This is a genomic window from Streptomyces sp. SID12488, from assembly GCF_010548275.1.
Classification (GTDB): domain Bacteria; phylum Actinomycetota; class Actinomycetes; order Streptomycetales; family Streptomycetaceae; genus Streptomyces.
In genome coordinates this window covers 1-25650 of sequence record NZ_JAAGLT010000015.1, presented here as the reverse complement: position 1 = coordinate 25650, position 25650 = coordinate 1, and the positions used below count along the sequence as shown (strand labels likewise).

The 25650-nt window shown below is 70.0% G+C and carries 22 protein-coding genes; 3 read left to right on the top strand and 19 right to left on the bottom strand.

Translation table 11 applies throughout. The features are described 5' to 3' along the window. Positions 1-36: 36 nt before the first annotated feature. From lepB (G3I56_RS22570) to proS, 11 genes are all read right to left on the bottom strand, one after another. A complete protein-coding gene (gene lepB / locus G3I56_RS22570) occupies positions 37-789 on the bottom strand; it encodes a signal peptidase I (protein WP_164411740.1) in 753 nt (250 codons plus the stop codon). 90 nt (positions 790-879) lie between these two features. Further along, a complete protein-coding gene (gene lepB, locus G3I56_RS22565; RefSeq protein WP_343240029.1) occupies positions 880-1908 on the bottom strand; it encodes a signal peptidase I in 1029 nt (342 codons plus the stop codon). Further along, a complete protein-coding gene (gene lepB, locus G3I56_RS22560) occupies positions 1799-2881 on the bottom strand; it encodes a signal peptidase I (RefSeq protein WP_164412066.1) in 1083 nt (360 codons plus the stop codon). The genes lepB (G3I56_RS22565) and lepB (G3I56_RS22560) overlap by 110 nt, the downstream gene beginning before the upstream one ends. Then, positions 2874-3590, bottom strand: coding sequence for a signal peptidase I (gene lepB, locus G3I56_RS22555; RefSeq protein WP_164411729.1), 717 nt, complete (start codon positions 3588-3590; stop codon positions 2874-2876). Before lepB (G3I56_RS22555) ends, lepB (G3I56_RS22560) begins: the two co-directional genes overlap by 8 nt. 60 nt (positions 3591-3650) lie before the next feature. Further along, entirely contained in the window at positions 3651-4001 is a 351-nt protein-coding gene (rplS, locus tag G3I56_RS22550) for a 50S ribosomal protein L19 (protein WP_164411727.1), read from the bottom strand. A 133-nt stretch (positions 4002-4134) separates the two neighbouring features. Next, positions 4135-4956: a tRNA (guanosine(37)-N1)-methyltransferase TrmD gene (gene trmD / locus G3I56_RS22545; protein ID WP_164411725.1), complete on the bottom strand. Its 822-nt coding sequence runs from the start codon at positions 4954-4956 to the stop codon at positions 4135-4137. Next, a complete protein-coding gene (gene rimM, locus G3I56_RS22540; protein ID WP_164411723.1) occupies positions 4956-5549 on the bottom strand; it encodes a ribosome maturation factor RimM in 594 nt (197 codons plus the stop codon). The genes trmD and rimM overlap by 1 nt, the downstream gene beginning before the upstream one ends. A 106-nt stretch (positions 5550-5655) precedes the next feature. Further along, on the bottom strand, positions 5656-5895 hold the full coding sequence (locus G3I56_RS22535) for an RNA-binding protein (RefSeq protein ID WP_006373563.1): 240 nt from the start codon (positions 5893-5895) through the stop codon (positions 5656-5658). A gap of 2 nt (positions 5896-5897) precedes the next feature. Beyond that, the gene (rpsP, locus tag G3I56_RS22530) at positions 5898-6326 is read right to left on the bottom strand and encodes a 30S ribosomal protein S16 (protein WP_164320829.1); all 429 of its coding nucleotides are present in this window, start codon (positions 6324-6326) and stop codon (positions 5898-5900) included. A 309-nt stretch (positions 6327-6635) separates the two neighbouring features. Further along, complete coding sequence (locus tag G3I56_RS22525) at positions 6636-7238, bottom strand: hypothetical protein (RefSeq protein WP_164411721.1); 603 nt, start codon at positions 7236-7238, stop codon at positions 6636-6638. A 251-nt stretch (positions 7239-7489) separates the two neighbouring features. Next, positions 7490-8905 (bottom strand): proline--tRNA ligase, encoded by a 1416-nt coding sequence (gene proS, locus G3I56_RS22520; protein WP_164411719.1) that lies wholly within the window; start codon positions 8903-8905, stop codon positions 7490-7492. A 200-nt stretch (positions 8906-9105) separates the two neighbouring features. Between proS and G3I56_RS22515 the strand changes: the two genes are divergently transcribed. Next, positions 9106-9954, top strand: coding sequence for a class I SAM-dependent methyltransferase (locus G3I56_RS22515; RefSeq protein WP_164411717.1), 849 nt, complete (start codon positions 9106-9108; stop codon positions 9952-9954). 117 nt (positions 9955-10071) lie between these two features. Here G3I56_RS22515 and ffh read toward each other — a convergent pair whose 3' ends face one another. The 5 genes from ffh to G3I56_RS22490 all read right to left on the bottom strand — a co-directional run bounded on the left by ffh (position 10072) and on the right by G3I56_RS22490 (position 17732). Beyond that, positions 10072-11631, bottom strand: coding sequence for a signal recognition particle protein (gene ffh, locus G3I56_RS22510; protein ID WP_164411715.1), 1560 nt, complete (start codon positions 11629-11631; stop codon positions 10072-10074). Between the two features lie 122 nt (positions 11632-11753). Beyond that, positions 11754-14234, bottom strand: a complete 2481-nt coding sequence (locus tag G3I56_RS22505) for a [protein-PII] uridylyltransferase (RefSeq protein ID WP_164411713.1) — start codon at positions 14232-14234, stop codon at positions 11754-11756. A 28-nt stretch (positions 14235-14262) separates the two neighbouring features. Continuing rightward, positions 14263-14601, bottom strand: coding sequence for a P-II family nitrogen regulator (locus G3I56_RS22500; protein ID WP_164411711.1), 339 nt, complete (start codon positions 14599-14601; stop codon positions 14263-14265). After that, entirely contained in the window at positions 14598-15938 is a 1341-nt protein-coding gene (locus tag G3I56_RS22495; protein WP_164411707.1) for an ammonium transporter, read from the bottom strand. The genes G3I56_RS22500 and G3I56_RS22495 overlap by 4 nt, the downstream gene beginning before the upstream one ends. 309 nt (positions 15939-16247) lie before the next feature. Then, complete coding sequence (locus G3I56_RS22490) at positions 16248-17732, bottom strand: hypothetical protein (protein ID WP_164411705.1); 1485 nt, start codon at positions 17730-17732, stop codon at positions 16248-16250. Between the two features lie 457 nt (positions 17733-18189). Here G3I56_RS22490 and G3I56_RS22485 point away from each other — a divergent pair, with 457 nt between their 5' ends. After that, complete coding sequence (locus G3I56_RS22485) at positions 18190-18852, top strand: bifunctional DNA primase/polymerase (protein ID WP_164411703.1); 663 nt, start codon at positions 18190-18192, stop codon at positions 18850-18852. Between the two features lie 139 nt (positions 18853-18991). Here the strand turns inward: G3I56_RS22485 and ftsY are convergent, their stop codons facing one another. Then, entirely contained in the window at positions 18992-20191 is a 1200-nt protein-coding gene (gene ftsY, locus G3I56_RS22480) for a signal recognition particle-docking protein FtsY (protein WP_164411701.1), read from the bottom strand. 228 nt (positions 20192-20419) lie between these two features. On the opposite strand from ftsY, the gene G3I56_RS22475 reads away from it, so the two are divergent. Further along, positions 20420-21391 (top strand): LLM class flavin-dependent oxidoreductase, encoded by a 972-nt coding sequence (locus G3I56_RS22475; RefSeq protein WP_164411700.1) that lies wholly within the window; start codon positions 20420-20422, stop codon positions 21389-21391. Between the two features lie 126 nt (positions 21392-21517). Here G3I56_RS22475 and G3I56_RS22470 read toward each other — a convergent pair whose 3' ends face one another. Both G3I56_RS22470 and G3I56_RS22465 read right to left on the bottom strand, forming a co-directional pair. Further along, a complete protein-coding gene (locus tag G3I56_RS22470; protein WP_164411684.1) occupies positions 21518-22936 on the bottom strand; it encodes a sugar porter family MFS transporter in 1419 nt (472 codons plus the stop codon). 227 nt (positions 22937-23163) lie between these two features. Further along, positions 23164-25650 (bottom strand): AAA family ATPase (locus tag G3I56_RS22465; protein WP_164411682.1); only part of this gene is annotated, 2487 nt, incomplete at its 5' end.

The window sequence follows — 25650 nt, the reverse complement described above, 5'->3', positions numbered from 1 at the left end:
CCGCCGGCGTGCGAGTCGTCCGCGGTGCCCACCACCTCAGCGGGCACCGGCCGGCTCCGCCACCGGGGCACCGCGCCGCTTCTTCGCCGCCCGGTCGGCGATCGCCCCGTAGGCGCCGCCACCCAGGACGAGCACCCCGCCCAGCACGATCGCGACGGTGAGCAGCCGCAGCGGGCCCGGCGTGGAAAGGCCACCCAGGGACTCGAAGCCCGTGGGACGGGCCAGCATGCCGTTCATCGGCCACACCACGGCGTCGACGCGGGCGTCCACCGAACCACGCGACACCGTGCCGTTGAAGGCCTCCGTGAGGTGGGCCGTGGAGTCCAGGGAGCCGGTGCGCTCGTCGCCGAGCATGAACAGGCGCCCCTTGGGGACTGTGATCGACGGGATGCCGGTCAGCTCGGCGTCCTGGCCCTTGCGCAGGTAGGACTCCTGGATCTGCTTGCCGTTGACGACCAACTTGCCGTCCGTGCAGCAGGAGATCGTGTCGCCGCCCACGGCCACGACCCGCTTGACCAGGGCCATGTCGCCCCCCCAGCTCTCCTGCCTGAAGACCACGACGTCACCGCGCTTGATCTCGCCGCCGTCGACGCGCTGGGCCAGCACCCGGTCGCCGGCCACGATGGTGGGCGACATGGAGTCCGTCGGGACGGTGTACGGCCGGTAGAGGATCGCGCCCCAGACGAAGCCGCCGAGGAAGAGCACACAGCCGAGGGCCATGACCAGTCCCGACAGCTTGCTGCCGAGCCGCCCACGGCCCTCGTCCGTACGTGTCGTCGTGCTGCTCATCCCAGTGTTCTCCCAGCTCGGAGAGGCGATCCCCGTGGCCCCTGCGCCAACTGGCCGGGCCACGGAAGATCGGCTGTCTGGGACGGCACCCTACCCGGCGGTACCCGACCCGGGAACACCGGAGTTTCCGACGGTAACGGGAGCAGTCGTACGACCGACCACGCGGCGCCTGCGCCACAGGACCAGCGGGACGGCGCCCGCGAGACCCAGCGCGCCCGGAGCGGCGGCGCTCAGGTTCTGGTCGAAGGTGTCGGGAATCGGCAGCGTGTTCCAGCGGGTGGGCGGCCAGGCGACCACGATGGCGCGGCCGACGACATTGTCCACGGGGACGAAGCCCGCGTTCTTGTCCTCCTGGTGGTACCGGGAGTCCAGCGAGTTCTGCCGGTGGTCACCCATGACCCAGATTTTGCCTGTGGGTACCGTTACCTTGAACTGGCCGCCCTGGTCGTCCATCGTGCACGGGGTGTTCCCCGCGTACACGTACGGCTCGTCGAGCGCCTTGCCGTTGACCTTCAGCGGGCCCGTGCCGTTGCACTCGATGGTGTCGCCGCCGACGCCGATGACGCGCTTGATGAGGTCCTTCTCGTTGGCGGACGGCATCAGGCCGATCCAGCCGAGGACCCGCTGCGCGGGGTTCGGTTCGACGGTCGGCTCGCCGGCCAGCCAGTCGGCGGGGTCGTGGAAGACGACGACCTCACCGCGCTCGGGCTCGGAGCCGAACCACGGGGTGAGCTTGTCGACCAGTACCCGGTCGCCCTGCTCCAGCGTGTGCTGCATGGAGTCCGAGGGGATGGAGAACGCCTGGACCAGGAAGGTCTTGATCAGCAGCGCCAGCACCAGCGCGATGCCGATGAGCAGCGGCAACTCCTTCCAGAAGGAGCGCTGCTTCCTGGGCTTGTGGCCGGGCTCGTCGAGGTCCTGCGCGGTGTCGTCCCCGGAATCCCCGGAGTCACCGCCGCCCGCCCCGGAGAACCCTGGGCCACTCCCCGCGAGCCCTGGGGCCCCGGGGTCACTCGCGGCGGGGACCGCGTCCTCTGCGGCCGGTGGAACCGGCTGCGCGGGGCGCTGTTCCTCGGGACCGTCCTGCCCGGACCGTGCGCCGACCGCCAAATCCCCCACACCCACTCCTCACTCCGAACCGCCGCCCGCGCCGGATGCGACGCAGGCCCACCACTCCCATAACGAGCGGGAGTTCCGCAGGGATCGGGAGCGGGATCGATCCATACCGATCCGCGGAAGCCACCCTATGCGACGAGCCGAGGGCGGTGGCCGACCCACCCGGCACCGAGGAGAACGTGTCCGGCTCCTCCAGCTGGGTCCAGTGGCCGAACGGCCAGGCGATGACCATGGCCCGGCCCACGATGGAACTCTCGGACACGGTGCCGCTGTACGCCTCGGTGCGGTGGTAGCGGGAGTCGGCGGAGTTGGCCCGGTGGTCGCCCATCACGAACAGGCGCCCCTCGGGAACCTTCACCTCAAAGGTGAACGACGACGGCTTGTTGCCGGGGTGGATGTAGGTCGTCTCGTTGAGCGGCATGCCGTTGACGGTCACGCGGCCCTCGGAGTCGCAGCACTTGACGGTGTCGCCGCCGACCGCGACGACCCGCTTGATGAGGTCCTTCTCGTTGTCCGAGGGCAGCAGGCCGATGAAGGTGAGCCCCTGCTTGACCTGCTTGACAACGATGGGGTCCTCGCCCTTCGCGGTGGTCGGCTCGTCGTCCAGCCAGCCGCCGGGGTCCTTGAAGACGACCACGTCACCACGCTGGGGCTCGGAGCCGAACCAGGGGGTGAACTTGTCCACGAGGACCCGGTCGCCGATCTGGATCGTGTTCTCCATCGAACCCGACGGGATCACGAACGCCTGCACGAGGAACGTCTTCAGGACCAGCGCTATGAGGACCGCGACACCCACCAGAAGAGGTATCTCCTTGACGGCCGAACGCCGTCTGCGCGCCTTGACCTTGCGCTGGAGCTTGCGCCGCTCGGCCCGGCCCGGCCTGGCGGCGGCACCGGAGGCTCGGCGCGAACCGGTGGGCAGCAGTTGGTCGGCGACGGTGCTGGGCGCCCCGCGCGGCTTGCCGCGGTTACCCATGGACACCGTCCGCGGCGGGCACACGCGCGTACGCGCCAGGTCGGTCCAGACGGGTCCAGTGCTCACGGGGCCAGCCGATCCAGTCGGCACGGCCGATCACCCTGCCCACGGGGACCATGCCGCCGCCCGGCGAACCCAGATGGTCCCGGGAGTCCCTGGAGTCACTGCGGTGGTCTCCCAGGACGAAGAGTCCGCCCTCGGGCACCACGACGTCGAAGGACACCGTGGACGGGCTGTCACCGGGGTAAAGGAACGTCGACTCGTCGACCGACCGGCCGTTCACCTCGATTCTCCCCTCCTTGTCGCAGCAGACCACGTGGTCTCTCCCCACACCCACAACGCGCTTGATGTAGTCGGCGTGCCCGAAGTAGCCGGTTCCGTCGAAGACGACGACGTCACCGCGCTGCGGCTCGGCACCGAAACGGTACGCGAACTTATTTACGAGAACGCGGTCCCCGATCCTCAATCCGCGCTCCATCGAGCCGCTGGGAATTTCGAACGGCTGGATGACGAATCGGCTGAAGAGGAGCAGAAAGAGCAGGAAAAGCAGCACGGTCAGGGTGATCCGCCCGCCCGGGAGCCACTCGGCCGCCCGGGACACCAACGCAAAACGCGACCGGTCCTCCGGCCCCTCGGTGTCCGAGATCTCCTCGGATCGAACAGGGCGGGAGGAGCGGTCGCGCTCCGTCGGCTGTGCTGCGGTGTCCATCGGGGCAGGATGTTATCCGGCCCCGATGTGAGCCCTCTTTATATCGGGCTCACCGAATGCTCACCTGTCGCGCTTCTCCTTGATCTTCGCGGCCTTGCCCCGCAGATCACGGAGGTAGTACAGCTTGGCGCGACGCACGTCACCACGCATGACCAGCTCGATCTTCTCGACGATCGGGGTGTGCACCGGGAAGGTGCGCTCCACGCCGACGGAGAACGAGATCTTGCGGACCGTGAAGGTCTCGCGGACACCGGCGCCCTGGCGACGGACGACTACGCCCTTGAACTGCTGCACACGGGAGCGGTTGCCCTCGATGACGCGGACGTGGACGTTGACGGTGTCACCCGGGCGGAAGGCCGGGATGTCGTCGCGCAGCGACGCGGAGTCGACGGAGTCGAGCAGGTTGGACATTTTGTCTGCTTTCTTCGCTGATGCCACAGGTCATCAACGGGAGCTTGAATCTCGGAAGGTTGCTGTCCGTGCCGGGGCGGGCGTCGTGTCCCCCCGTGGCAGGGGCGCACGCCGGACGACGCACAACAGCGACCTATTCTTCCACGCCCTCTGGCCTGCGCCAAAATCGGCCGTCGCCGGAAGGCCGCCACGCCATGATGGAGAGCGTCTCCCGGTCCTTCTTGTTGAAGGCCGACGCGTCGGTCTGTTCGATCAGGTCGGGCCGGTTGACCGCCGTACGGCGCAGCGCCTCGTCCCGGCGCCAGCGCGCGATCTTTCCGTGGTGGCCGCTGAGCAGCACGTCCGGGATCTCCCGGCCGCGCCACTGGGGCGGCTTGGTGTAGACGGGCCCCTCCAGGAGGTTGGCCATGGCACCCGGCGCGAAGGAGTCGTCCCGGTGCGACTCGGCGTTACCGAGGACCCCGGGCAGCAGCCGCGCCACGGCCTCCGTGATGACCAGTACGGCCGCCTCGCCGCCGGCGAGCACATAGTCGCCGATGGACACCTCGTACACGGGCATCCGCGTGGCGTACTCGTCGATGACACGCCGGTCGATGCCTTCGTAACGGGCGGGCGTGAAGACGAGCCACGGCCGCTCGGACAGTTCGACGGCGAGCGCCTGGGTGAAGGGGCGGCCACTGGGCGTGGGCACGACCAGTACGGGTGCCTGGGAGCCGGTCTCGTATCCGTCGGCCAGTACGTCGTCCAGCGCGTCGCCCCAGGGGTCGGTCTTCATGACCATTCCCGGGCCGCCGCCGTAGGGTGTGTCGTCGACCGTGTTGTGGCGGTCGTACGTCCAGTCCCGAAGATGATGCACATGCACATTCAGCTGTCCACGCGCGCGTGCCTTGCCGACGAGCGAGACGTTCAGGGGTTCGAGGTACTCGGGAAAGATCGTGACTACGTCGAGACGCATCAGACGTCGGCTCCCGGGGAGTCCTCGTCATCCGACTCGTCATCCGAGGAGTCTTCGCCGTCCTTGGAAGAGGCGACCTCGGCCCTGTCGTCGATCAGACCCGGCGGCGGATCGATGACCGCCCGCTGCTCCTCCAGGTCGATCTCCACGACGATCTCCTGGACGAACGGGACGTACACCTCGCTGCCGTCGGGGCGCTCCACGACGAACAGGTCCTGGGAGGGCAGGTGCGAGATCTCGGTGATGCGCCCGACCTCGGTGCCGTCGACCAGGACCACGTCCAGGTCCATCAGCTGGTGGTCGTAGTACTCGTCCTCGCCCTCGGGCAGTTCCTCGGGGTCGATGTCGGCGATCAGCAGGATGTTGCGGAGTGCCTCCGCGCCGGTCCGGTCGTGCACGCCCTCGAAGCGCAGCAGGAGCCGGCCGCTGTGGACGCGGCCGGTCTCGATGGTCAGCGGTCCCGCCGTGGCGGGGTCGGTGGCCAGGACGGCGCCGGGCGGGAGCCGGAGTTCCGGCTCGTCGGTACGTACCTCGACGGTTACCTCGCCCTTGATGCCGTGGGCGCGGCCCACACGCGCGACTACGAGCTGCACTTTCTGGAATCTCCTGTCGTGTGCCTACGGCATTACTCCGTAGACGACTACGGGCCGGGGACGGCCCAAGTGGCCCTCCCCGGCCCGAGCCGGTGCTACGTGGTGATCAGCGAACCTGGTCCACGTCGACGAGGTCGACACGGACACCGCGTCCGCCGATGGCACCCACGACGGTTCGCAGGGCGCGTGCGGTGCGGCCGTTACGGCCGATCACCTTACCGAGGTCGTCGGGGTGAACCCTGACCTCCAGAACGCGCCCGCGACGCAGATCGCGCGAGGCGACCTGCACTTCGTCGGGGTTGTCGACGATGCCCTTCACGAGGTGCTCGAGAGCCTCCTCGAGCATGCTCAGGCCTCGGTCGGCGCAGCCGCAGAGGACTCAGCCGGAGCCTCGTCCTTCTTCTCGGCCTTCTTCTTCTGGGTGATGGCTTCACCCTTGCCCTCGTTGTCGCCGCCCAGGGCCTCGAACAACGGACGCGGGGGCTTCGGAGCGGCCACGAGCAGCGGAGCCGGGGCGGGCAGGCCCTTGAACTTCTGCCAGTCGCCGGTCAGCTTGAGGATGGCGAGAACCGGCTCGGTCGGCTGCGCGCCGACACCCAGCCAGTACTGCGCGCGGTCGGTGTCGACCTCGATGCGCGAGGGGTTCTGCACCGGGTGGTACAGGCCGATCTCCTCGATGGCCCGGCCATCACGGCGGGTACGGGAGTCGGCGACGACGATGCGGTAGTGAGGCGAACGGATCTTGCCCAGACGCTTCAGCTTGATCTTGACTGCCACGGGAGTGGATTCTCCTGGAATTGACGTGGTTGGGCACGGCGAGATTGCCGCGTGGGGTTGCGGTACCCGAGTGCCCGATGGACGCGTCAGCCGGAGGCGAGAGGGTTCCTGTGCGGCTGTCGAGTACAGCTGGCCATTCTGCCATACCCGGTGGGTCGCACCGAACCCGGGCATCACTTGGTCAAGCCTGTATGGGCACCCGGCACTCCGGGTGCCCATACACGCGACCGCCTGCGGACCGCGCACTCCCCCACGTGTTCATCCGGCACCCACGAGATGCCGGGCTCGATCACGCATCGGAGCAGGGGATCAGGCGACGCCCGCGCCCACGATCTCGGGGATGCGGAACGGCTTGCCGCAGCCGCCGCACACGATCGGAGCCTGTGCCAGCACCGACGGGACGACGCGCACGTTGCGACCGCAGTCGCAGACGGCCTTCACGCGCACCCCTCCCCCGGAGGAGCCGTGGCGGGCGGCCGGACCGCGGAAGGTGCGGGTCGTGTCCGAGGTGGTGGCCACGGTGTGCGCCTTCAGGGCGCGCTGCAGCCGCTCCATGGTGGGGCGGTAGCGCCGCTTGGCCTCGGGGTTGAGCGTGACCAGCGAGAAGCCGCTGCTGGGATGCGGTTCATCGGGGTGGTCCAGACCCAGCTCCTCGGCGATCGCGAGGAATCTGCGGTTGTGGTAGCGGCCGGCCCGGGAGGTGTCGCGGACTCCTCGGGCGGCGGCGATGCCATGGACTGCCTCATGAAGCAGTCGCTCGAAGGAGAGCGCGTGCCCGCAGGCGGACGACGACTCTCCGATCAGGGACTCGGGCGCGGCAAGATCGGGCAGCTCGGGGTGGTACCGCTGAATATCGGCCCACGCCTGCGCCAGTTCTGCGGCGAGTACAGGTGGTGTCTGTGTCGTGCTCACGTAATGACAACGAGCCTGAGTGCCGCTGTGTTCCGATTCCGGGCCATCCCAAATAATTTGCACGTACCCGTCAGTTGCCGCTGATGCGTCCGGACGAGGGCGGGTGCGCTGATCTGCGGAGAAGCCTCACAGCTCATACCAAGCCGGTGCGTAGCCCCACGTACGACCCGGCGCGTAGACGCTGTCCGCACGCCGGGGCACCTGTGCTCGCCCGGTACGCAAGAGGCGTTTCGGTCGCTCTCGTTCCTGCCTCAGTAGGCGCGGGCGACGATGGCGACGTTACCGGGTGCGTCGTCGGCGTCGGGCACCGACCCGTCCGCCGCGACCAGACACCGTACGGTCAGCGCGTGCGCACCGAGCCTGGCCTCGCCCTTTTCGCCGAGCACCGCCCAGGGGACGCGTGCCCAGCCGCCGGCGGTCGCCGCCTCGACGGCCTCCTCGAACGTCGACACGTCCGATGTACGGGACTCCCGGCGCTCGCGCGACTGGGCCAGCAGCAGCGCCTGGTCCTCTTCGAGGACGGTGGGCAGCAGCCGTACCAGCGCGTCGAGGCTCACCGGTTCCTTGCTGCCCGGGATGCGGCGGACGAGCATCGCCGTGCCGCTCTCCAGGTCACGGGGGCCGACCTCGATGCGTACGGGTACGCCCTTGAGCTCCCAGTCGACGGCACGGCGGCCGAAGGGCACGTCCGTGCGGTCGTCCACGTGCACGCGTACGCCCGCCGCCTTCAGCCGGTCGCCGATCTCGCGGACCTTGGCCAGAACCGCTTCGTCGCCCTTGATCGCGAGGACCACGGCCTGGATCGCGGCGAGGCGCGGCGGGACCCGCAGGCCGTTGTCGTCGCCGTGTGCCATCACCAGGGCGCCGATCATGCGGGTCGTCGAGCCCCAGGACGTCTGCCAGACGAGTTCCTGCCTGCCTTCCTTCGACAGGTAGCGGGTGTTGAACGCCTTGGCGAAGTTCTGGCCCAGCTCATGACTGGTGGCCATCTGGATGGCCTTGCCGTCGCCCATCATGCCTTCGAGGGTGAGGGTGTTGATCGCGCCCGCGAAGCGCTCCTTGACCGTCTTGCGGCCGGGAACGGTGTCCATCGCCAGGACGTTCACCATGAAGTCCTCGTAGACGTCACGGTGGATGTGCGCGGCGAAGTCGCGGGCGTCCTCGTGAGTGGCGTGCGCGGTGTGGCCCTCCTGCCACAGGAACTCCGTCGTACGGAGGAAGATCCGGGGGCGCAGTTCCCAACGCACCACGTTCGCCCACTGGTTGATCAGCAGGGGCAGGTCGCGGTAGCTCTGCACCCACTTCGAGAAGTAGTCGTTGATGATCATCTCGGAGGTGGGGCGCACCACCGCGGGCTCTTCGAGTTCCTTGCCTCCGCCGTGGGTGACCACGGCCAGCTCCGGCGCGAAACCCTCGACGTGCTCGGCCTCCTTGGCGAAGTACGACTCCGGGATCAGCAGGGGGAAGTAGGCGTTCTGCGCGCCCGTCTCCTTGATCCGCGTGTCCATCTCGGCCTGCATCCGCTCCCACAGCCCGTACCCGTACGGCCGGATGACCATGGTGCCGCGCACCGGACCGTTGTCGGCCAACTCGGCCTTGGCCACCAGATCCTGGTACCAGCGGGGGAAGTCACTTGCCTGCGGCGTGAGTACGGGTGCCTTTGCCATGGCGGGATGCTACGGGCTCACGTTGCCGGCATGTGAATTCTTTTCGTGAGCACAGCGAGCACACAACCTCAGCCCCACAACCCCTGGACGGCGGCTCGGGTGCGGAGTTACCTGGCATACGGGGGAAGTGCGAGCGCGCACTGCACGGGGGCCACCACATCGGAAACAAGGGCAACTCTCGGCGGATTGGGGCGCTTTCGATGACACCTACACTCGTGCGGCAGCACCTGCCTCACGCGGGTCCGGCGACCCGCGTGGACCTGTGCGCACGCGCGCGTGACTGGTCGGAGATCCAGGAGCGGATGTTCGTACCGCTCTACGAGTCCGTCTACGAGCGGCTGGAAGTGGGCACCGGCACCCGACTGCTCGGCCTCGGCTGCGGCTCGGGCCTGGCCCTGTTGATGGCGGCCTCAAGAGGCGCCGCCGTCACCGGAGTCGAGGCATCCTCACCGCAGCGGCTGAGCCTCGCACGGGAGCGTTTACTGCCCGAACCGGCGCTCACACGCGCGCGCGGCGACACCCAGCTCGTGGCGGGACTCCCCGAGGAGGTGGACTCCCCCGCATACACCCTGGTGACCGCGTTCGAGCCGATCGGCTGTCTCGCGGGCGACTCCGAGCGGCTCAGCCGGACGCTCGCGGCGGCGGTGCCGTCGATCGGGCGGGGCTCGCCGGTGGTACTGGTGGGCTGGGGTCCACCGGAGCGCTGCGCCACGTCGGCGGTACTGCGGGTCGCGGCCAGGCTCGCCGATCCACTGCGCGGCGCGGGCGGTTGGCGCCCAGCGCACCGCGACGACCTGGAGGAGGTGGCCCACTGGGCGGGTCTGCGCCCGGACGGCTCCGGGCGGGTGTCCTGCCCGTTCGGATACGCGAACATGGGCAGCGCCGTACGAGGGCTGCTGTCGACGGGAGTGTTCGACTCGGCGATCGCGGCGGCCGGCCAGGAGCAGGTGGACAAGGAGCTGGCGGAGGCGCTGCATCCGTATCAGCGGCGGGACGGGACGATCTGGATGCCGAACGTCTTCCGGTACCTCATCGCCCGTACCGCGTGAGGTGACCCGCGGCAGCCGCTGCGCGGAACGCGCGAGGGCGCCCCTCCGGAGAGAGGCGCCCCGCACGGCGTACCGACGTCTCGAATCGTGTGGCCGGTTTCCCGGCCGGTCGACTTCTCAGCCCATGAACTTCTTGAACTCGTCCGGGAGTTCGAAGTCCTGCGCGGCCTGCTGGCCCGGCAGACCGAACGCGCCGCCCGGAGCGCCCTGGGCGCCGGCGGCCTTGCGGGCGGCGTCCTCCTGCTCCTGCTGCTTACGCTTCATCGGGTTGCCGGAGCGCTGCTTGCCCTTGGCCTGCTTGGGCTGCTTCTTGGAACGGCCGGGGCCGCCACCCATGCCCGGCATCCCGGGCATCCCCGGCATGCCACCGCCCTGGGCCATGCGGGACATCATCTTGCGGGCCTCGAAGAACCGCTCGACCAGGCCCTTGACCGCGCTGACCTCGACACCGGAGCCCTTGGCGATACGGGCGCGGCGCGAGCCGTTGATGATCGTCGCGTCCTGGCGCTCGGCCGGGGTCATCGACTTGATGATGGCCGCCGTACGGTCGACATCGCGCTCGTCGAGGTTGTTGATCTGGTCCTTGATCTGACCCATGCCGGGCAGCATGCCGAGCAGCTTGCTGATGCTGCCCATCTTCCTGACCTGCTCCATCTGGGCCAGGAAGTCGTCCAGGGTGAAGTCCTGGCCCTTCTTGGACGCCAGCTTGGAGGCCATGGCCTCGGCTTCTTCCTGGCTGAACGTCTTCTCCGCCTGCTCGATCAGGGTGAGCAGGTCACCCATGTCGAGGATGCGGGAGGCCATCCGGTCAGGGTGGAACGCGTCGAAGTCGTCGAGCTTCTCGCCGTTCGACGCGAACATGATCGGCTTGCCGGTCACGGAGGCGATGGAGAGCGCGGCACCACCACGGGCGTCACCGTCGAGCTTCGACAGGACGACACCGTCGAAGCCGACGCCGTCGCGGAAGGCCTCGGCCGTGTTGACGGCGTCCTGGCCGATCATCGCGTCGACGACGAAGAGGATCTCGTCGGGCGAGACCGCGTCCCGGATGTCCGCGGCCTGCTGCATCAGCTCGGCGTCGATACCGAGCCGGCCGGCGGTGTCCACGATCACGATGTCGTGGACCTTGGTCTTCGCGAACTCCATGGAGTCCTTGGCGACCTTGACCGGGTCACCGACCCCGTTGCCCGGCTCGGGCGCGTAGACCGCGACCCCGGCGCGCTCGGCGACCACGCTGAGCTGGTTGACGGCGTTGGGGCGCTGGAGGTCGGCGGCGACGAGGAGGGGCGAGTGCCCCTGGTCCTTGAGCCACTTGCCCAGCTTGCCCGCGAGGGTGGTCTTACCGGCACCCTGGAGACCGGCCAGCATGATGACGGTCGGCGGCTGCTTGGCGAAGCGCAGGCGCCGGGTCTCGCCGCCCAGGATCGTGACGAGTTCGTCGTTGACGATCTTGAGGACCTGCTGGGCGGGGTTCAGCGCCTTGGAGACGTCGGACCCGAGGGCGCGCTCCTTGACGTTCTTGATGAACGTCCGCACGACCGGCAGGGCAACGTCGGCTTCGAGGAGCGCGATGCGGATTTCGCGGGCCGTGGCGTCGATGTCCGCCTCGGACAGCCTCCCCTTGCCGCGCAGGTTCTTGAAAGTCGCTGAGAGGCGATCGGAGAGAGTATCGAACACGGCGGCGTCGGTCCTCGGAGTAGGGGGCAGAGTGGGCTGTTCTCCAGGGTATCCGGCCCCGCAAGCAAATCGTCCCCGCCTGCTGAATCAGCAGACGGGGACGGGAATCCCCGCGCGCGTGGTCACGACGCCCGCAGCGTCTCCTCCAGCTTCCGCGCCACCGTCGACGCCTCGTCGCCCGGCAGCGGCACGCCCTTGCGACTGGTCACGTAGAAGGCGTCCACGGCATTGGAACCCAGCGTGCTGACGTGCATGCTCCGCATCCGCACCCCCGCGTCCTCCAGGGCACGCCCGATCCGGTGCAGCAGCCCCGGGGCGTCCTGCGCGCGCACCTCGATCACCGTGGCCAGCCGCGACGCGGCCGGATGCACGGTCACCCGGGCCGGCGGCGCCACGACGCCCCGGCGCCGCGGGTACGCCGCGTCGCGCTCGGCCAGGCGGCCCGCGATGTCCAGGGAGCCGTCGAGCGCCCGTACGAGGTCGGCGCGCAGGCGGGCCGCCTGGGGCAGGGAGCCGTACTCGGCGGCGACACGCCAGTCGAGGAGCAGGACCGCCCCCTCGACGCCGTCGGGAAGGTCCAGAGCGCGCAGTTCGGCGGTGCGCACGGTCAGGCGGTGCATGGCGAGGACACCGGCCACGGCGGGCAGCACGCCCGGCTGGTCCGGTACGGCGATCAGGAGTTCCACGCCGAGGGGTTCGGGTTCCCCCGAGTCCGGCGACGGGGACTCCTCCGGCGACGCCTCCGCCGGGGACTCCGTCTGGGCGCGCAGCGACAGCACCGGGCCGCCCGTGCGGAACGCCTCGATGGCGAGCCGTTCCTGTTCGGCGGTGGGTGCGGCGGCCTCGGGCTCCTCGGGGGCGTCCCCGGCGAGGACGGCGCCGACCCGTTTCACCAGGTCGGCGACGAGTGAACCGCGCCAGGTCGACCAGGCGGCCGGGCCCGTCGCCTGTGCGTCGGACTCGGTGAGCGCGTGGAGGAGTTCCAGGGTGCTCTGGGTGCCGACCGCCTCGGCGACCGAGCGCACGGTGGCCGGGTCCTCCAGGTCACGCCGGGTGGCGGTGTCGACGAGCAGCAGATGGTGACGTACGAGCGTGGCCAGCACCGCCACGTCCGCGCGGTCGAAGCCGATGCGGGCGGCCACGTCCTTGGCGATGATCTCGCCCGCGACGGAGTGGTCGCCGGGCCAGCCCTTGCCGATGTCGTGGAGCAGTGCGGAGACGAGGAGGAGGTCGGGGCGGCTGACCCGGCGGGTGAACTCGGAGGCCCGGACGGCCGTTTCGATCAGGTGGCGGTCGACCGTCCAGATGTGGACGGCGTTGCGCTGCGGGCGGCAGCGGACCCGCTCCCAGTCAGGGAGGAAGTGGGTGATCAGGCCCTCGGCCTCCAGGGCTTCCCAGACCTCGATGGTCGGGCGGCCCGAGCCCAGCAGCGTGACCAGTTGTTCTCTTGCCTCGGCCGGCCACGGGGTCGGCAGCGGTCGGGCCGCCGCCGCCATACGGCGGACCGCGTGCAGGGACAGCGGGAGGCCCGCCTGGGCGGCTGCCGCGGCGGCGCGCAGCGGGAGTACGGGGTCGCGGTCGGGGCGCGCGGCGCGGGCGAGGACCACCTCGCCGTCCTGCTCCACGACGCCCTCCGCCAAGGGGGAACGTTCCGGCGCCGGTTTGCCGCCGCCCAGCATGGCGCGCAGGCGCGGACGTACAGCGCGCGATCGGAGCACGCGCCCCACCTCGCGCCAGGTCACGTCACTCGCGTACGAGACGACGCGTGCCGCCTCGTAGACCTGCCGCAGGAGGGTGTCGGCGTCGAGGAGGCCGAGTTCGGCGGCGACCTGGTCCTGTTCCTGGAGGGCGAGGCGGTCGGTGGCGCGGCCGGTGGTGAGGTGGAGTGCGTCGCGGACGTCCAGCAGGCGGCGGCGCGCGTCCGTGAGGCCCTCGCGGGGGGCGTCGGCCAGCCAGGAGGCCGCGACCGCGCGCAGGGCGGTGGCGTCGCGCAGGCCGCCGCGGGCCTCCTTGAGGTCGGGTTCGAGGAGGTACTGCAGCTCGCCCTGGCGCTCGGCGCGCTCGGCGCAGAGCTCCTGGAGTTCGGGGAGGCGTTTGGGGGCCTGGTTGCGCCAGTCGGCGAGGACGGCGGTGCGCAGGCCGGCCGTGAGCCCGAGGTCGCCGGCCAGGTGGCGGGCGTCCAGCAGACCCAGCTGCACCTTGAGGTCCTCGCCCGACACCTTCCGGGCCTCGGACTGTGTCCGGACGGAGTGGTCCAGGGCCAGGCCCAGGTCCCAGACGGGGTACCAGAGGCGGTCGGCGAGGGCGGCGACAGCGGCGGAGTCGCTGCCGTCGTGCAGGAGGAGCAGGTCCAGGTCGCTGCGTGGGGAGAGTTCACCTCTGCCGTAGCCGCCGACGGCGACCAGGGAGACTCCGCGCAGTCCTTGCAGTCCCTCGGTCGCCGCCGTGAACAGGCCGGTCAGCCATTCGTCGGTCAGTTCGGCCAGGGCCGCACGGCGCGGCGGCCCGGACCGCGCCCCCTCAGTGAGGAGGCGCAGCCGGGCCGCCGCATAGCCGCTGGGTCCCGAGTCCTCTGCATCCTTACGCACGTCCGTACTCGTCACCCAGCGACTCCTGTTCTTCTTTCCTGCCTCAGAGCGCGTCCGGGCCGCGCTCGCCGGTCCGGACCCGGACGGCGGTCTCGACCGGGATGGACCAGACCTTGCCGTCACCGATCTTGCCGGTCCGGGCCGCCTTGACGATGACGTCGATGAGACCCTCGGCGTCGTCGTCCTCGGCGAGGACCTCGATACGGATCTTGGGAACCAGGTCGACCGTGTACTCGGCACCGCGGTAGACCTCGGTGTGGCCCCGCTGACGACCGTAGCCGCTCGCTTCGGTCACCGTCAGACCGTGGACCCCGAAGGCCTGGAGGGCCTCCTTGATCTCGTCGAGCCGATGGGGCTTCACAACGGCGGTGATGAGCTTCATGCGTCCACCTTCTTGCTCTCGCCACCGACGGCCGCCGTGACGGACGTACGGGCCGCGCCGCCACCGGCGCCGCTGAAGTCGTATGCGGTCTCGGCGTGCTCGGCCTGGTCGATGCCGGCGATCTCGTCGTCCTCGGAGACGCGCATGCCGATCGTCTTGTCGAGGAGGAAGGCGAGGATCGCGGAGGCGACCAGGGAGTAGCCGAGGACGGCGAAGACGCCGGCGCACTGCTTCCAGAACTGGTCGAGGCCGCCGCCGTAGAAGAGGCCCTCGACCTCCGACTGGCCCTTGCCGCTGGCGAAGAGGCCGATGAGCAGGGAGCCGACGACACCGCCGACGAGGTGGACACCGACGACGTCGAGCGAGTCGTCGTAACCGAACTTGTACTTGAGGCCGACCGCCATGGCGCACAGCAGACCGGCGATGGCGCCGACCGCGATGGCGCCGATCGGGGAGACCGCACCGCCCGAGGGGGTGATGGCGACCAGACCGGCGACCGCGCCGGAGGCGGCGCCCAGCGTGGTGAACGCGCCGTGGCGGATCTTCTCGTAGACGAGCCAGGCGAGCATGGCGGCGGCGGTGGCGACCTGCGTGTTGACGAACATCAGCGTGCCTACGCCGTCGTCGTTGCCCAGCCACGAGCCGGCGTTGAAGCCGAACCAGCCGAACCACAGGAGACCGGCGCCGAGCATGACCAGCGGGAGGCTGTGCGGGCGCATCGGGTCCTTCTTGAAGCCGACGCGCTTGCCGATGACCAGGATCACGCCGAGTGCCGCGGCACCCGCGTTGATGTGGACCGCCGTACCACCGGCGAAGTCGATGACACCGAGCTCGAAGGCCCAGCCGCCCGCGCCCCATACCCAGTGGGCGACGGGGAAGTACACGACGGTGGCCCACAGGGCGACGAACAGCGCCCATGCCGAGAACTTGACGCGGTCCGCGAGGGCGCCGCTGATCAGGGCGGGGGTGATGACCGCGAACATCATCTGGAAGACCATGAAGGTCAGGATCGGGATGTTGTAGCCGTCCCACAGATCGGTCGTGCCGATGTCACTGAGACCGACCCAACCCGAGGTCCAGCCGATCAAGCCGCCCTTGTCGGTGCCGAAGGCCATCGAGAAGCCGTACACCACCCACAGGAGGGTGACGATGCCGATGCTGATAAAGCTCATCATCAACATGTTCAGGGTGCTCTTGACGCGGACCATGCCTCCGTAGAAGAAGGCGAGTCCGGGGGTCATGAGCAACACCAGGGCCGAACAGATCAGCATGAACCCGGTGTTGGCGGCCGAGAGCTTGGGAGCCTCTGCGGCTAGCGTGATGGCGGCTGATGCCATCGGCGTCTCCTCGTCATTGGTACGGCCCCGTGCGGGCGAAGCCTGAGCGGATTGAGGGGTGGGCCGGTTATGCGCCAGACATTGACGCAGCGCCGTTTCGGTCGACGCCCCTCGATGTTTCGCCGCAGTGACGAAGGTGCCTTGCGTGTTACGGATCGATGAACTGCCGGATGTTGGACGCGCCGATCGTTATCGTGGCGCAACCTTCACCCGTGGCCGCGGGCCGACCGCGGCCGACCTTCCGATGACCTGGCGGGGGAGCCGAGTCGGGCTGTCGGGAAGGCCTGCCGCGGCCGGGGTTCCGGGGGTTCAGACCGCCTCGGCGGTCTCGGGCAGATCGATCGCGAGCTGGTCGGTCAGGTCCACGACCTCGGCGAGATCCCCGAAATCGCGTACGGCCGTGTCGACGGTTTTTCGGATACGAGTGTTGACGCGCTCCGAGCGCACCTTCTTGGCGATTTCCATGGCTTCCATGGCCAGCACCGTGGCCCGCTCGGGCTCTCGCTGAAGGAGGTGGACCGTGGCCATGCCGATCAGATTCAGTGCGTACGACCGCTGGTGATCGGTGTCCTTCGCGAACAGGTCGACGGCGTTCCGCATCAGGGGCTCGGCCAGGGAGGCGTAGGTGGGGCTGCGGCCGGCGACGTAGGCGAGGTCACGGAACGAGTGGGAGTTCTCGCCGTACAGCTCGGCCCGGGAGAAGAAGCGGATCCAGTCGGGATCGGGCTCGTCCCAATCGTGTACGTCCGCGAACGTGTCCTCGGCCATCCGCACGGCCCGCTTGCACTTTCCGGGCTGTCCCATATTGGCGTATGCGCGCGCCTCCATCGCATACAGCATGGCCTGGGTGCGGGGGCTCGCGCAGTCACGGCTGCCGTACTGCGCGAGATGGATCAGTTCGAGGGCGTCGTCCGGCCGCCCGAGGTGGATCATCTGGCGGCTCATGGAGGACAGGACGTACGAGCCCAGGGGCTTGTCGCCGGCCTCCTTGGCCGCGTGCAGGGCCAGGACGAAGTACTTCTGGGCGGTCGGCTGGAGCCCCACGTCGTACGACATCCAGCCGGCGAGTTCGGCCAGCTCGGCGGCGACCTTGAACAGCTTGCGGCTGGTCGACTCGGGCTGGGGCTCCTGGAGGAGGTCCGTCACCTCGTGCAGTTGTCCGACCACCGCCTTGCGGCGCAGGCCGCCGCCACACTGCGCGTCCCACTGCCGGAACATCGCGGTGGTGGACTCCAGCAGCTCCAGTTCGGGCTTGGAGAGACGGCCGGCCCGGCGCGCGGCGGACGGGTGCTCGGGCTCCTCGGGCGGGGCCGGGGGCACCGGGACGAGCCAGCGCTGCATGGGCTCGATGAGGGTGGGGCCGGCGGAGAGGGACAGCGCGGTCCCGAGGAAGCCGCGCCGCGCCAGCATCAGGTCGCTGCGCGAGAACTCGCTGAGCAGCGCCACGGTCTGCGGGGCCGTCCAGGGCAGGTCGACACCGGACGCGGACGGCGACTGGCGGGCGGCGCGCAGCCCCAGGTCCTCGACGGAGACGACACAGCCGAACCGCTCGGAGAACAGCTCGGACAGGATGCGCGGAATCGGCTCGCGCGGGTTCTCTCCGTCGAGCCAGCGCCGGACCCGCGAGGTGTCCGTCGAGATGTGGTTGGCGCCCAACTGACGTGCCCGGCGGTTCACTTGGCGCGCCAGCTCGCCCTTGGACCAGCCGCTGCGCACGAACCACGAGCCGAGCAGCTCATTCGGGCGCTTGTCGGCGCTAGCCGGTGTCGTCGCGCTTCCGCCGTTGCCGCCCACTGGAACGCCCCCATCCCTGAGACCACTTGTCGCCGAGTGCGCCAAGCCCTATCAGAATGCCGGTAAATAGGCTCCGTGTCCGACAGTTCTCACCCTTCGAACGGGAAGCCGACTTGCCTCCGGCATACCCACAAGCGCATGTGCTCCCAGGCCTCGTGCACTCAAAGTAATCCTACGATCACGGCTCCGGCCACGGGGATCCAGGAAACGCCACCATTCGCCACCCCTTCGAATGAACTCCCGGGCGGCTACGCAGGATTCACTTGACAGAGGACGGCCGGGAGTGAGCGGAGCGATGCACTCGAGGGCGCACGCCGCCGAGCGCACTACCCGAGGCACTTCTGGGCGCCGACCCCAGCGGGTGAGGGCGGACGGGAGTGACGGGCAGTCGGAAACGCAGGGTTACGTTCTGGTCGCAACTCGTAACCACCGGTGCGTCGGACCCGTTGGAGGGGGCATGGGCTTCACGATCGGCAGCAGCCGGGGTATCCGCGAGATCCGGCCCGGCACGCGCCGCCGCGGCCGGTCGTCCGAGTGCACCGCCGTGGCCGAGTACACCGGCCTCTGGGGCTGGGACGTGGTCGCCGGCGCCCGCGCGGCGGGCGGCGCCTGCTCCTGCGGCCTGACCGGCTGCCCCACGCCGGGCGCCCACCCGCTGGGCTTCGCGCCCCGGGTCGCGGCCGGCGCCACGCTCGACGAAGTCACGGACACCTGGGGCCAGTTCCCCGGCGCCGCGGTCATGCTCCCCGTGGGCCGCGCGTTCGACGTGATCGAGGTCGCCGAACCGGCCGGCCGCCGCGCCCTGGTCCGGCTGGAACGCATGGGTCTCCCCCTCGGCCCGGTCACCGCCACCCCCGAGGGCCGCGCCCAGTTCTTCGTCGCCCCCGGCGCCGCCGCCGAACTCCCCGAACTCCTCTACCGCATGGGCTGGGACGACGCGGCCCTCGACCTGCACGGCCTGGGCGCCGGTACGTATCTCACGGCGCCCCCCTCCGACCGGGGCGGCCTCGGCCCGGTCACCTGGCTGCGCCCGCCCGCCCTGGACACGGCGACCAGGCCTCCGGCGGCCAGGCTGCTGCTGGGGACGCTGGCGTACGTGGCGCACCGGTCGCGGGCGTAGCGCCCGGGTCCGGACCGCCGGCGACACAGCAGGGCGCCCGTCCCCAACTGCACCTTGGGGGCGGGCGCCTCTTCGTGGACCTCTTCGTAGGACTCTTCCCGGACCTACGAAATTTCGGAGGCGGTGATCAAGATCGTGATCACTCTCCGATAAGAGCGTCAACAAACGCCTCCGGCTCGAACGGCGCCAGATCGTCGGCGCCTTCGCCGAGCCCGATCAGCTTCACCGGCACACCCAGTTCGCGCTGTACGGCGATGACGATGCCGCCCTTGGCGGTGCCGTCGAGCTTGGTGAGCACGATGCCGGTGATCTCGACGACCTCGGCGAAGACGCGGGCCTGGACGAGCCCGTTCTGCCCGGTCGTGGCGTCGAGCACGAGCAGCACCTCGTCCAGCGGGGCGTGCTTCTCGATGACGCGCTTGACCTTGCCGAGCTCGTCCATGAGCCCGGTCTTGGTGTGCAGCCGCCCGGCGGTGTCGATCAGCACGACGTCGGCACCGGCCTCGATGCCCTCCTTGACCGCGTCGAAGGCGATCGACGCGGGGTCACCACCCTCGGGACCGCGCACGGTACGGGCCCCGACGCGGTCGCCCCAGGTCTGGAGCTGGTCGGCGGCGGCGGCCCGGAAGGTGTCGGCTGCGCCGAGAACAACGTTTTTCCCGTCGGCGACGAGGACACGCGCGAGCTTGCCGGTGGTGGTGGTCTTGCCGGTGCCGTTGACGCCGACGACCATCACGATGCCCGGCGTGTCGAGGTTCGAGTCGGTCTTCACGGTCCGGTCGAACCCGGGTTCGAGGATCTGGAGCAGTTCCTCGCGCAACAGCGCGCGCAGGTCGGCGGGCGTACGGGTGCCGAGCACCTTCACGCGCTCGCGCAGCCGCTCGACGAGTTCCTGGGTGGGCCGGACGCCGACGTCGGCGGTGAGGAGCGTGTCCTCGACCTCCTCCCAGGTGTCGTCGTCGAGATGCTCGCGCGCGAGGAGCGTGAGCAGCCCCTTTCCGAGCGCGTTCTGCGACCGGGAGAGCCGGGCGCGCAGCCGGACCAGCCGCCCGGCGGTGGGCTCCGGCACCTCGATGACGGGGACGGGAGGTTCCTCGACGGCGACGGACGAGCCGTCCGCACTCCCCGGGAGATCCACCTCTTCTATCGTGCGGCGCGGTTCGTCGCGCGGCGTCTCGGCCTCGTCGCCGATGTGCGGCTCGGCCGGAGGGGCGGTGAGGTCGGGTGTCGTGGGGGGCGCCGGGGGCAGCGGCTTCTTCCTGCGGCTGCCGACGACGAGCCCACCGAGCACACCGAGCACGACCACGGCGATGACTACAGCAAGGATGATGGTTTCCATAACGCTGCCAGTATGGCGTGACCTCCCGCGCAGGCGTTCGCTCTCCACGCGGGGCCGCAGCCCGGGTACGCGGACCAGCTTCCCCAGAGTGGGCAACGCCCCATCCGGCGGGCCGCGCCCCGTCCTCCCCGCCGACAGCGCTCGGCACCTCGCACGCCCACACCCTGGCCACCTGACGATGTGTCAGTTACCGTCCCCTCCACACCGCCGACGAAGGGGATCGGTCCCATGCCCGTCACCGTCGTACGTTTCAATCTGGTCGCCCCCGACGCCACTCCCGCCGATCTCCGCGCCCGCTACCAGGCAGCGATCGAGATGGCCGCGTACTCCGACACCCACGGCATCACCACCGTCCAGACCGAGGAGCACCACGGCGTCGCCAACAACTGGCTGCCCTCGCCGTTCGCCTTCGCGGGGGCGGTGTTCGGGGCGACGCGGCGGATCGCGGTGACCGTGTCGGCGGTGATCGGCCCGTTGCACGACCCCTTGAGGCTCGCCGAGGACATCGCCGTACTCGATCTGCTGAGCGGCGGACGGCTGGTCACGGTTGCCGGGATCGGATACCGGCCCGAGGAGTACGCCTATTTCGGCGCCGACTGGAAGCGGCGCGGCAAGCTCCAGGACGAGCTGCTGGAGACGCTCCTGAAGGCCTGGACCGGGGAGGAGTTCACGTACCAGGGGCGTACGGTACGGGTCACTCCGCGTCCGTGCACCGACCCGCACCCGCTGCTCCTGGTGGGCGGCTCGTCGAAGGCGGCGGCCAGGCGGGCGGCCCGTCTCGGGCTCCCCCTCTTCCCCAGCGCGCACCTGCCCGAGCTGGAGGCCTACTACAAGGAGCGGCTGGTCGAGTACGGCACGGAGGGCTGGACGATGATGCCGGCCGCCGAGACCCCGCTGCTGCACATCACCGAGGACCCGGACCGGGCGTGGGCCGAGTACGGCCACCACTTCCTGCACGAGGCCCGGACGTACGCCTCCTGGCAGTCCGGCGACATACGGTCCGCCGTGAAGTCGGCGGCCACGACGGTCGGGGAACTGCGTACCGAGGGCGTCTACCGGATGCTGACGCCCGAGGAGTGCGTGGCGCAGGGGCTGGACAACTACGTGCTGCATCCGCTGTCGGGCGGGATGCCCGTGGAGGAGGGGTGGCGGAGCCTGCGGCTGTTCGGCGAGCGGGTGGTGCCGGCACTGGCGGCCTGACGCACCTGCCGAAAGCCGCTCCCGGCTCGGGCAGTGGCCGAGCCGGAAGCGGCGGTGGATACGGGGAGAAGGGCAGCGGGGACTTGGCCCTTCCCCCCGAGTCTCAGGGGTAGCGGGGTAGTGGGACTACCCCATCTCCTCCAGCGTCTTGCCCTTCGTCTCCTTGACGAACCTGAGCACGAACGGGATCGAGAGCGCGGCGAAGATCGTGTAGATCACGTAGGTCGCGGAGAGGTTCCAGTCGGCCAGTGACGGGAAGCTCGCGGTGATGGCCCAGTTGGCGATCCACTGGGCTGCGGCGGCCACGCCCAGGGCGGCGGCGCGGATCCTGTTCGGGAACATCTCGCCGAGGAAGACCCAGACGACGACACCCCAGGACAGCGCGAAGAAGAGTACGAACACATGGGCGGCGACCAGGGCGACCCAGCCCTGTGTGGCGGGCAGCTTGCCGTCGACGAGGTCGTAGGAGAAGGCCCAGGCCTCCAGTGCGAGCCCGACGACCATGCCGACGGAACCGATGAGCGCGAGCGGCCGGCGGCCGATCCGGTCGACGAAGATCATGGCGATCACGGTGCCGACGATGTTGATGATCGACGTGGTGAACGAGTAGAGGAACGACTCCGTCGGGTCGACGCCGACCGACTGCCAGAGCGTCGAGGAGTAGTAGAAGGCCACGTTGATGCCGACGAACTGCTGGAAGACCGAGAGCCCGATGCCGATCCAGACGATCGGCTTGAAGAAGAAGGTGCCGCCGAGCAGGTCCCGGAAGGTCGACTTGTGCTCGCTCTTCATGGCGTGCTCGATCTCGGCGACCCGGGCGTCCAGGTCCATGCTGTCGCCCTCGACCTCACGCAGCACCTCACGGGCGCGCTCGTCCCGGCCGACGGAGATCAGGAAGCGCGGCGACTCGGGGATCGCGAAGGAGAGCAGCCCGTACAGCACCGCCGGTACGACCATCACACCGAGCATGACCTGCCATGCCTCGACGCCCAGCAGCTCGCCGCGCTGGTCACCGCCCGCCGCGTTCAGGATGCCCCAGTTGACCAGCTGCGAGATGGCGATGCCGATGACGATCGCGGCCTGCTGGAACGAACCGAGCCGCCCCCGGTACGCGGCCGGGGCGACCTCGGCGATGTAGGCGGGGCCGATGACGGAGGCCATGCCGATGGCGAAGCCGCCGATGATCCGCCAGAAGGCGAGGTCGTACAGCGCGAAGGGCAGCGCGGAGCCGACGGCGCTGATCGTGAAGAGCACGGCGGAGATCTGCATGCAGCGGATACGGCCGATGCGGTCGGCAATGCGCCCCGCGGTGGCGGCACCGATGGCGCAGCCGATCAGCGCGATGGCGATGACCTGAGCCAGAGCGGCTGAGCCGACGTCGTAGCGGGTCCGGATGGCCTCGACTGCGCCGTTGATCACGGCACTGTCGTAGCCGAAGAGGAAACCACCCATCGCGGCCGCCGCCGCGATGAAGATGACATGCCCGAGATGCTCGGGATGAGCCGCTCCGGCTCCTGACTTGAGTGTCTGCTCAGCGCTGGTCACTACAACTCCTCGGGCCACCGGCAACGCCGCCGGGTGGGGGACCCTCCCAGGTACGTGGTACCTGAAGGTAAAAACGACATTGCCGAGACTATGCCTTCAAGTTCCCAAGTCAAGAGCGCGGTCGATGTGAGATAGAAGGCATAAACAGCCAACTTGCGTTCAACTATTGAAGAAGGAAAAGAGGGAAGAAGAGACGGCTGGACGACGGCCGGCGAAGCCGAGGTGGACTAACGGAGCCGCTGGGAAATCACCTTCGACACGCCGTCGCCCTGCATGGAGACGCCGTACAGCGCGTCGGCGACCTCCATCGTCCGCTTCTGGTGCGTGATCACGATGAGCTGCGAGGCTTCCTGGAGCTCCTGCATGATGCGGATCAGCCGCTGAAGGTTGGTGTCGTCAAGGGCCGCCTCCACTTCGTCCATCACGTAGAACGGACTCGGCCTGGCCTTGAAGATCGACACCAGCAACGCTACGGCGGTGAGCGAGCGCTCGCCGCCGGAGAGTAGCGACAGCCGCTTGACCTTCTTGCCCGGGGGCCGCGCCTCCACGTCCACGCCCGTGGTGAGCATGTTGTCGGGATCGGTCAGGATCAGCCGTCCCTCACCACCGGGGAACAGCCTGCTGAAGACACCTTCGAACTGCACCGCCGTGTCCCGGAACGCCTCGGTGAAGACCTGCTCGACGCGCTCGTCGACCTCCTTCACCACCTGAAGCAGATCGATCCGCGTCTTCTTCAGGTCCTCGAGCTGCTCGCTGAGGAACTTGTGGCGTTCCTCCAGTGCCGCGAACTCCTCCAGGGCCAGCGGATTGACCTTGCCGAGCTGCTGGTAGGCCCGCTCGGTCGCCCTGAGCCGCTTCTCCTGCTCGGCCCGGTGGAACTGCTTCGGCTGGTTGCGCGGGTGCTCCGGGTCCTCGGGCAACTCCTCGCCCTCGGCGGGGGGCGAGGCCGGCACCAGCTGGTGCGGGCCGTACTCGGACACCAACCCCTCCGGTTCCACACCGAGTTCCTCCAGCGCCTTGGTCTCCAGCTGCTCGATCCGCAGCCTCTTCTCAGCGCCGAGTACCTCCCCGCGGTGCATTGAATCCGTCAACTTGTCGAGTTCGGCCTTGAAATCACGGCCGGCGGCGCGAGCAGCCGTCAGCTCCTGCTCCCGCCGGGCCTTGGCGGCGTCGGCCGCGGTGCGTTCCTCGTCGGCCCGGGAGAGGGAGACCTCGACGTGCGCGAGCAGCTGCCTCGCCCCGGAGCCGACGGCTTCGGCGACGGCCGCCTCATGCCTGAGCCGCGCCCGCCGCTCCTCGGCACGCGCGCGTGCCTCCCGTTCGGCACGCGCGGCCCGGTCGAGCGAGTCGGCCCGTCCGGCCAGCCCCTTGACCCGTTCCTCGTGCGTACGGACCTGGAGCCGGGCCTCCATCTCGGTCTGGCGCGCGTTGGCGCCGTCGGCGGCGAGCCGATCCCGTACTCCCGTGTCGGGCTCCTCCTCCACGGGCATCTCCTCGGCGACGGCCAGCCGCTCCGCGAGCTCCTCGGCATCCTGTACGGCCCTGTCGAGCGCCTCCTGTGCCCGCGCCGCAGCCGCGGTGGACCTCTCGGCCTCTCCGGCGGCGCCCCTGGCCTGCCCGGCGAGCCGCCCGAGCTGCTGGGCTACGGCCGACTTCTCCCGGTCGGCGGCCCGGCGCCGCTCCCCCAGCTCCTCGACGAACGCGGCACTCTCCTTGCGCCGCTCCCCGGCGAGCCGCTGCGCCTCGGCCAACTCCTCGCACCGCACGGCCAGTTCATCGAGCTCGGCGGCGGCCTCGTCGACGGAGGCCTGCACCTCGAGCAGGCTCGGCGCCCCTGCGGACCCGCCGTGCGCGAAGTGGGCGCCCAGCAGGTCCCCTTCTGCGGTCACGGCTGTCAACTCCGGCCGCGCGTACACCAGTTCCTCGGCGTCTTCGAGTGTCCCGACGACCACGATCCCGCGCAGCAACCGGCGTACGGCGGGCATGAGTTCGGCGGGGCCACGGACCAGGTCGGCGGCGAGGGGCGGCCCGCTCGGCCCGCGTCCCCGGGCTCCCGGACGATCGCCGGGCGCGGAGCCCTGCCCGTCGACAGCACCGGCATCGCCAGCACCGTCGGCACCGTCGGAGGCGTCGGCGCCGCCGGAGGCGGCATCCCCGGCCGGGCCGGATCCGTCGCCCGGCGCCACTCCCCCGCCCGGACCTCCGGGCCCCGGGCCCGCCTCCCCCAGGGCATCGGCACCGCGCACGCCCACGGCGCCGGGGTGCGCTGGCGCTGACGGCCACTGCCCCACGCCGAAAGCACCCGCCCGGCCGTCGCTCACGGGACCGCCCTGCTCCCCCGAGCCGGAACCCACCGAGCCACGTGCGCCCTCGTCCCACTCCCCCACCGGGCCACCCGGCTGCGGCCCGCCCCCCGGCGCTGCCGGTGCCTCCGCGTCCTCCGGTGCCCCCGCCAGCAGCAGTGAAGCGCGTCCCGCGTCCTGCTTGCGCAGCAGTCGGATCGCGGCTGCCGCGGCGGCCGGGGTCGTCACCGCGATCGCGTCCGCCCCCGCACCGAAGGCGGCAGCCACGGCGACCTCGTGACCGTGGGTGACCGTCAGCAGTTCCGCCGCCGGGCCGAGCAGCCCGGTGAGGCGGTCCTGTGCGGCCAGCAGCGCGCCCGACCCGTCCTTGCGGCGCAGGCCGAGCGCCAGGGCCTCGTGGCGGGCCTGGGT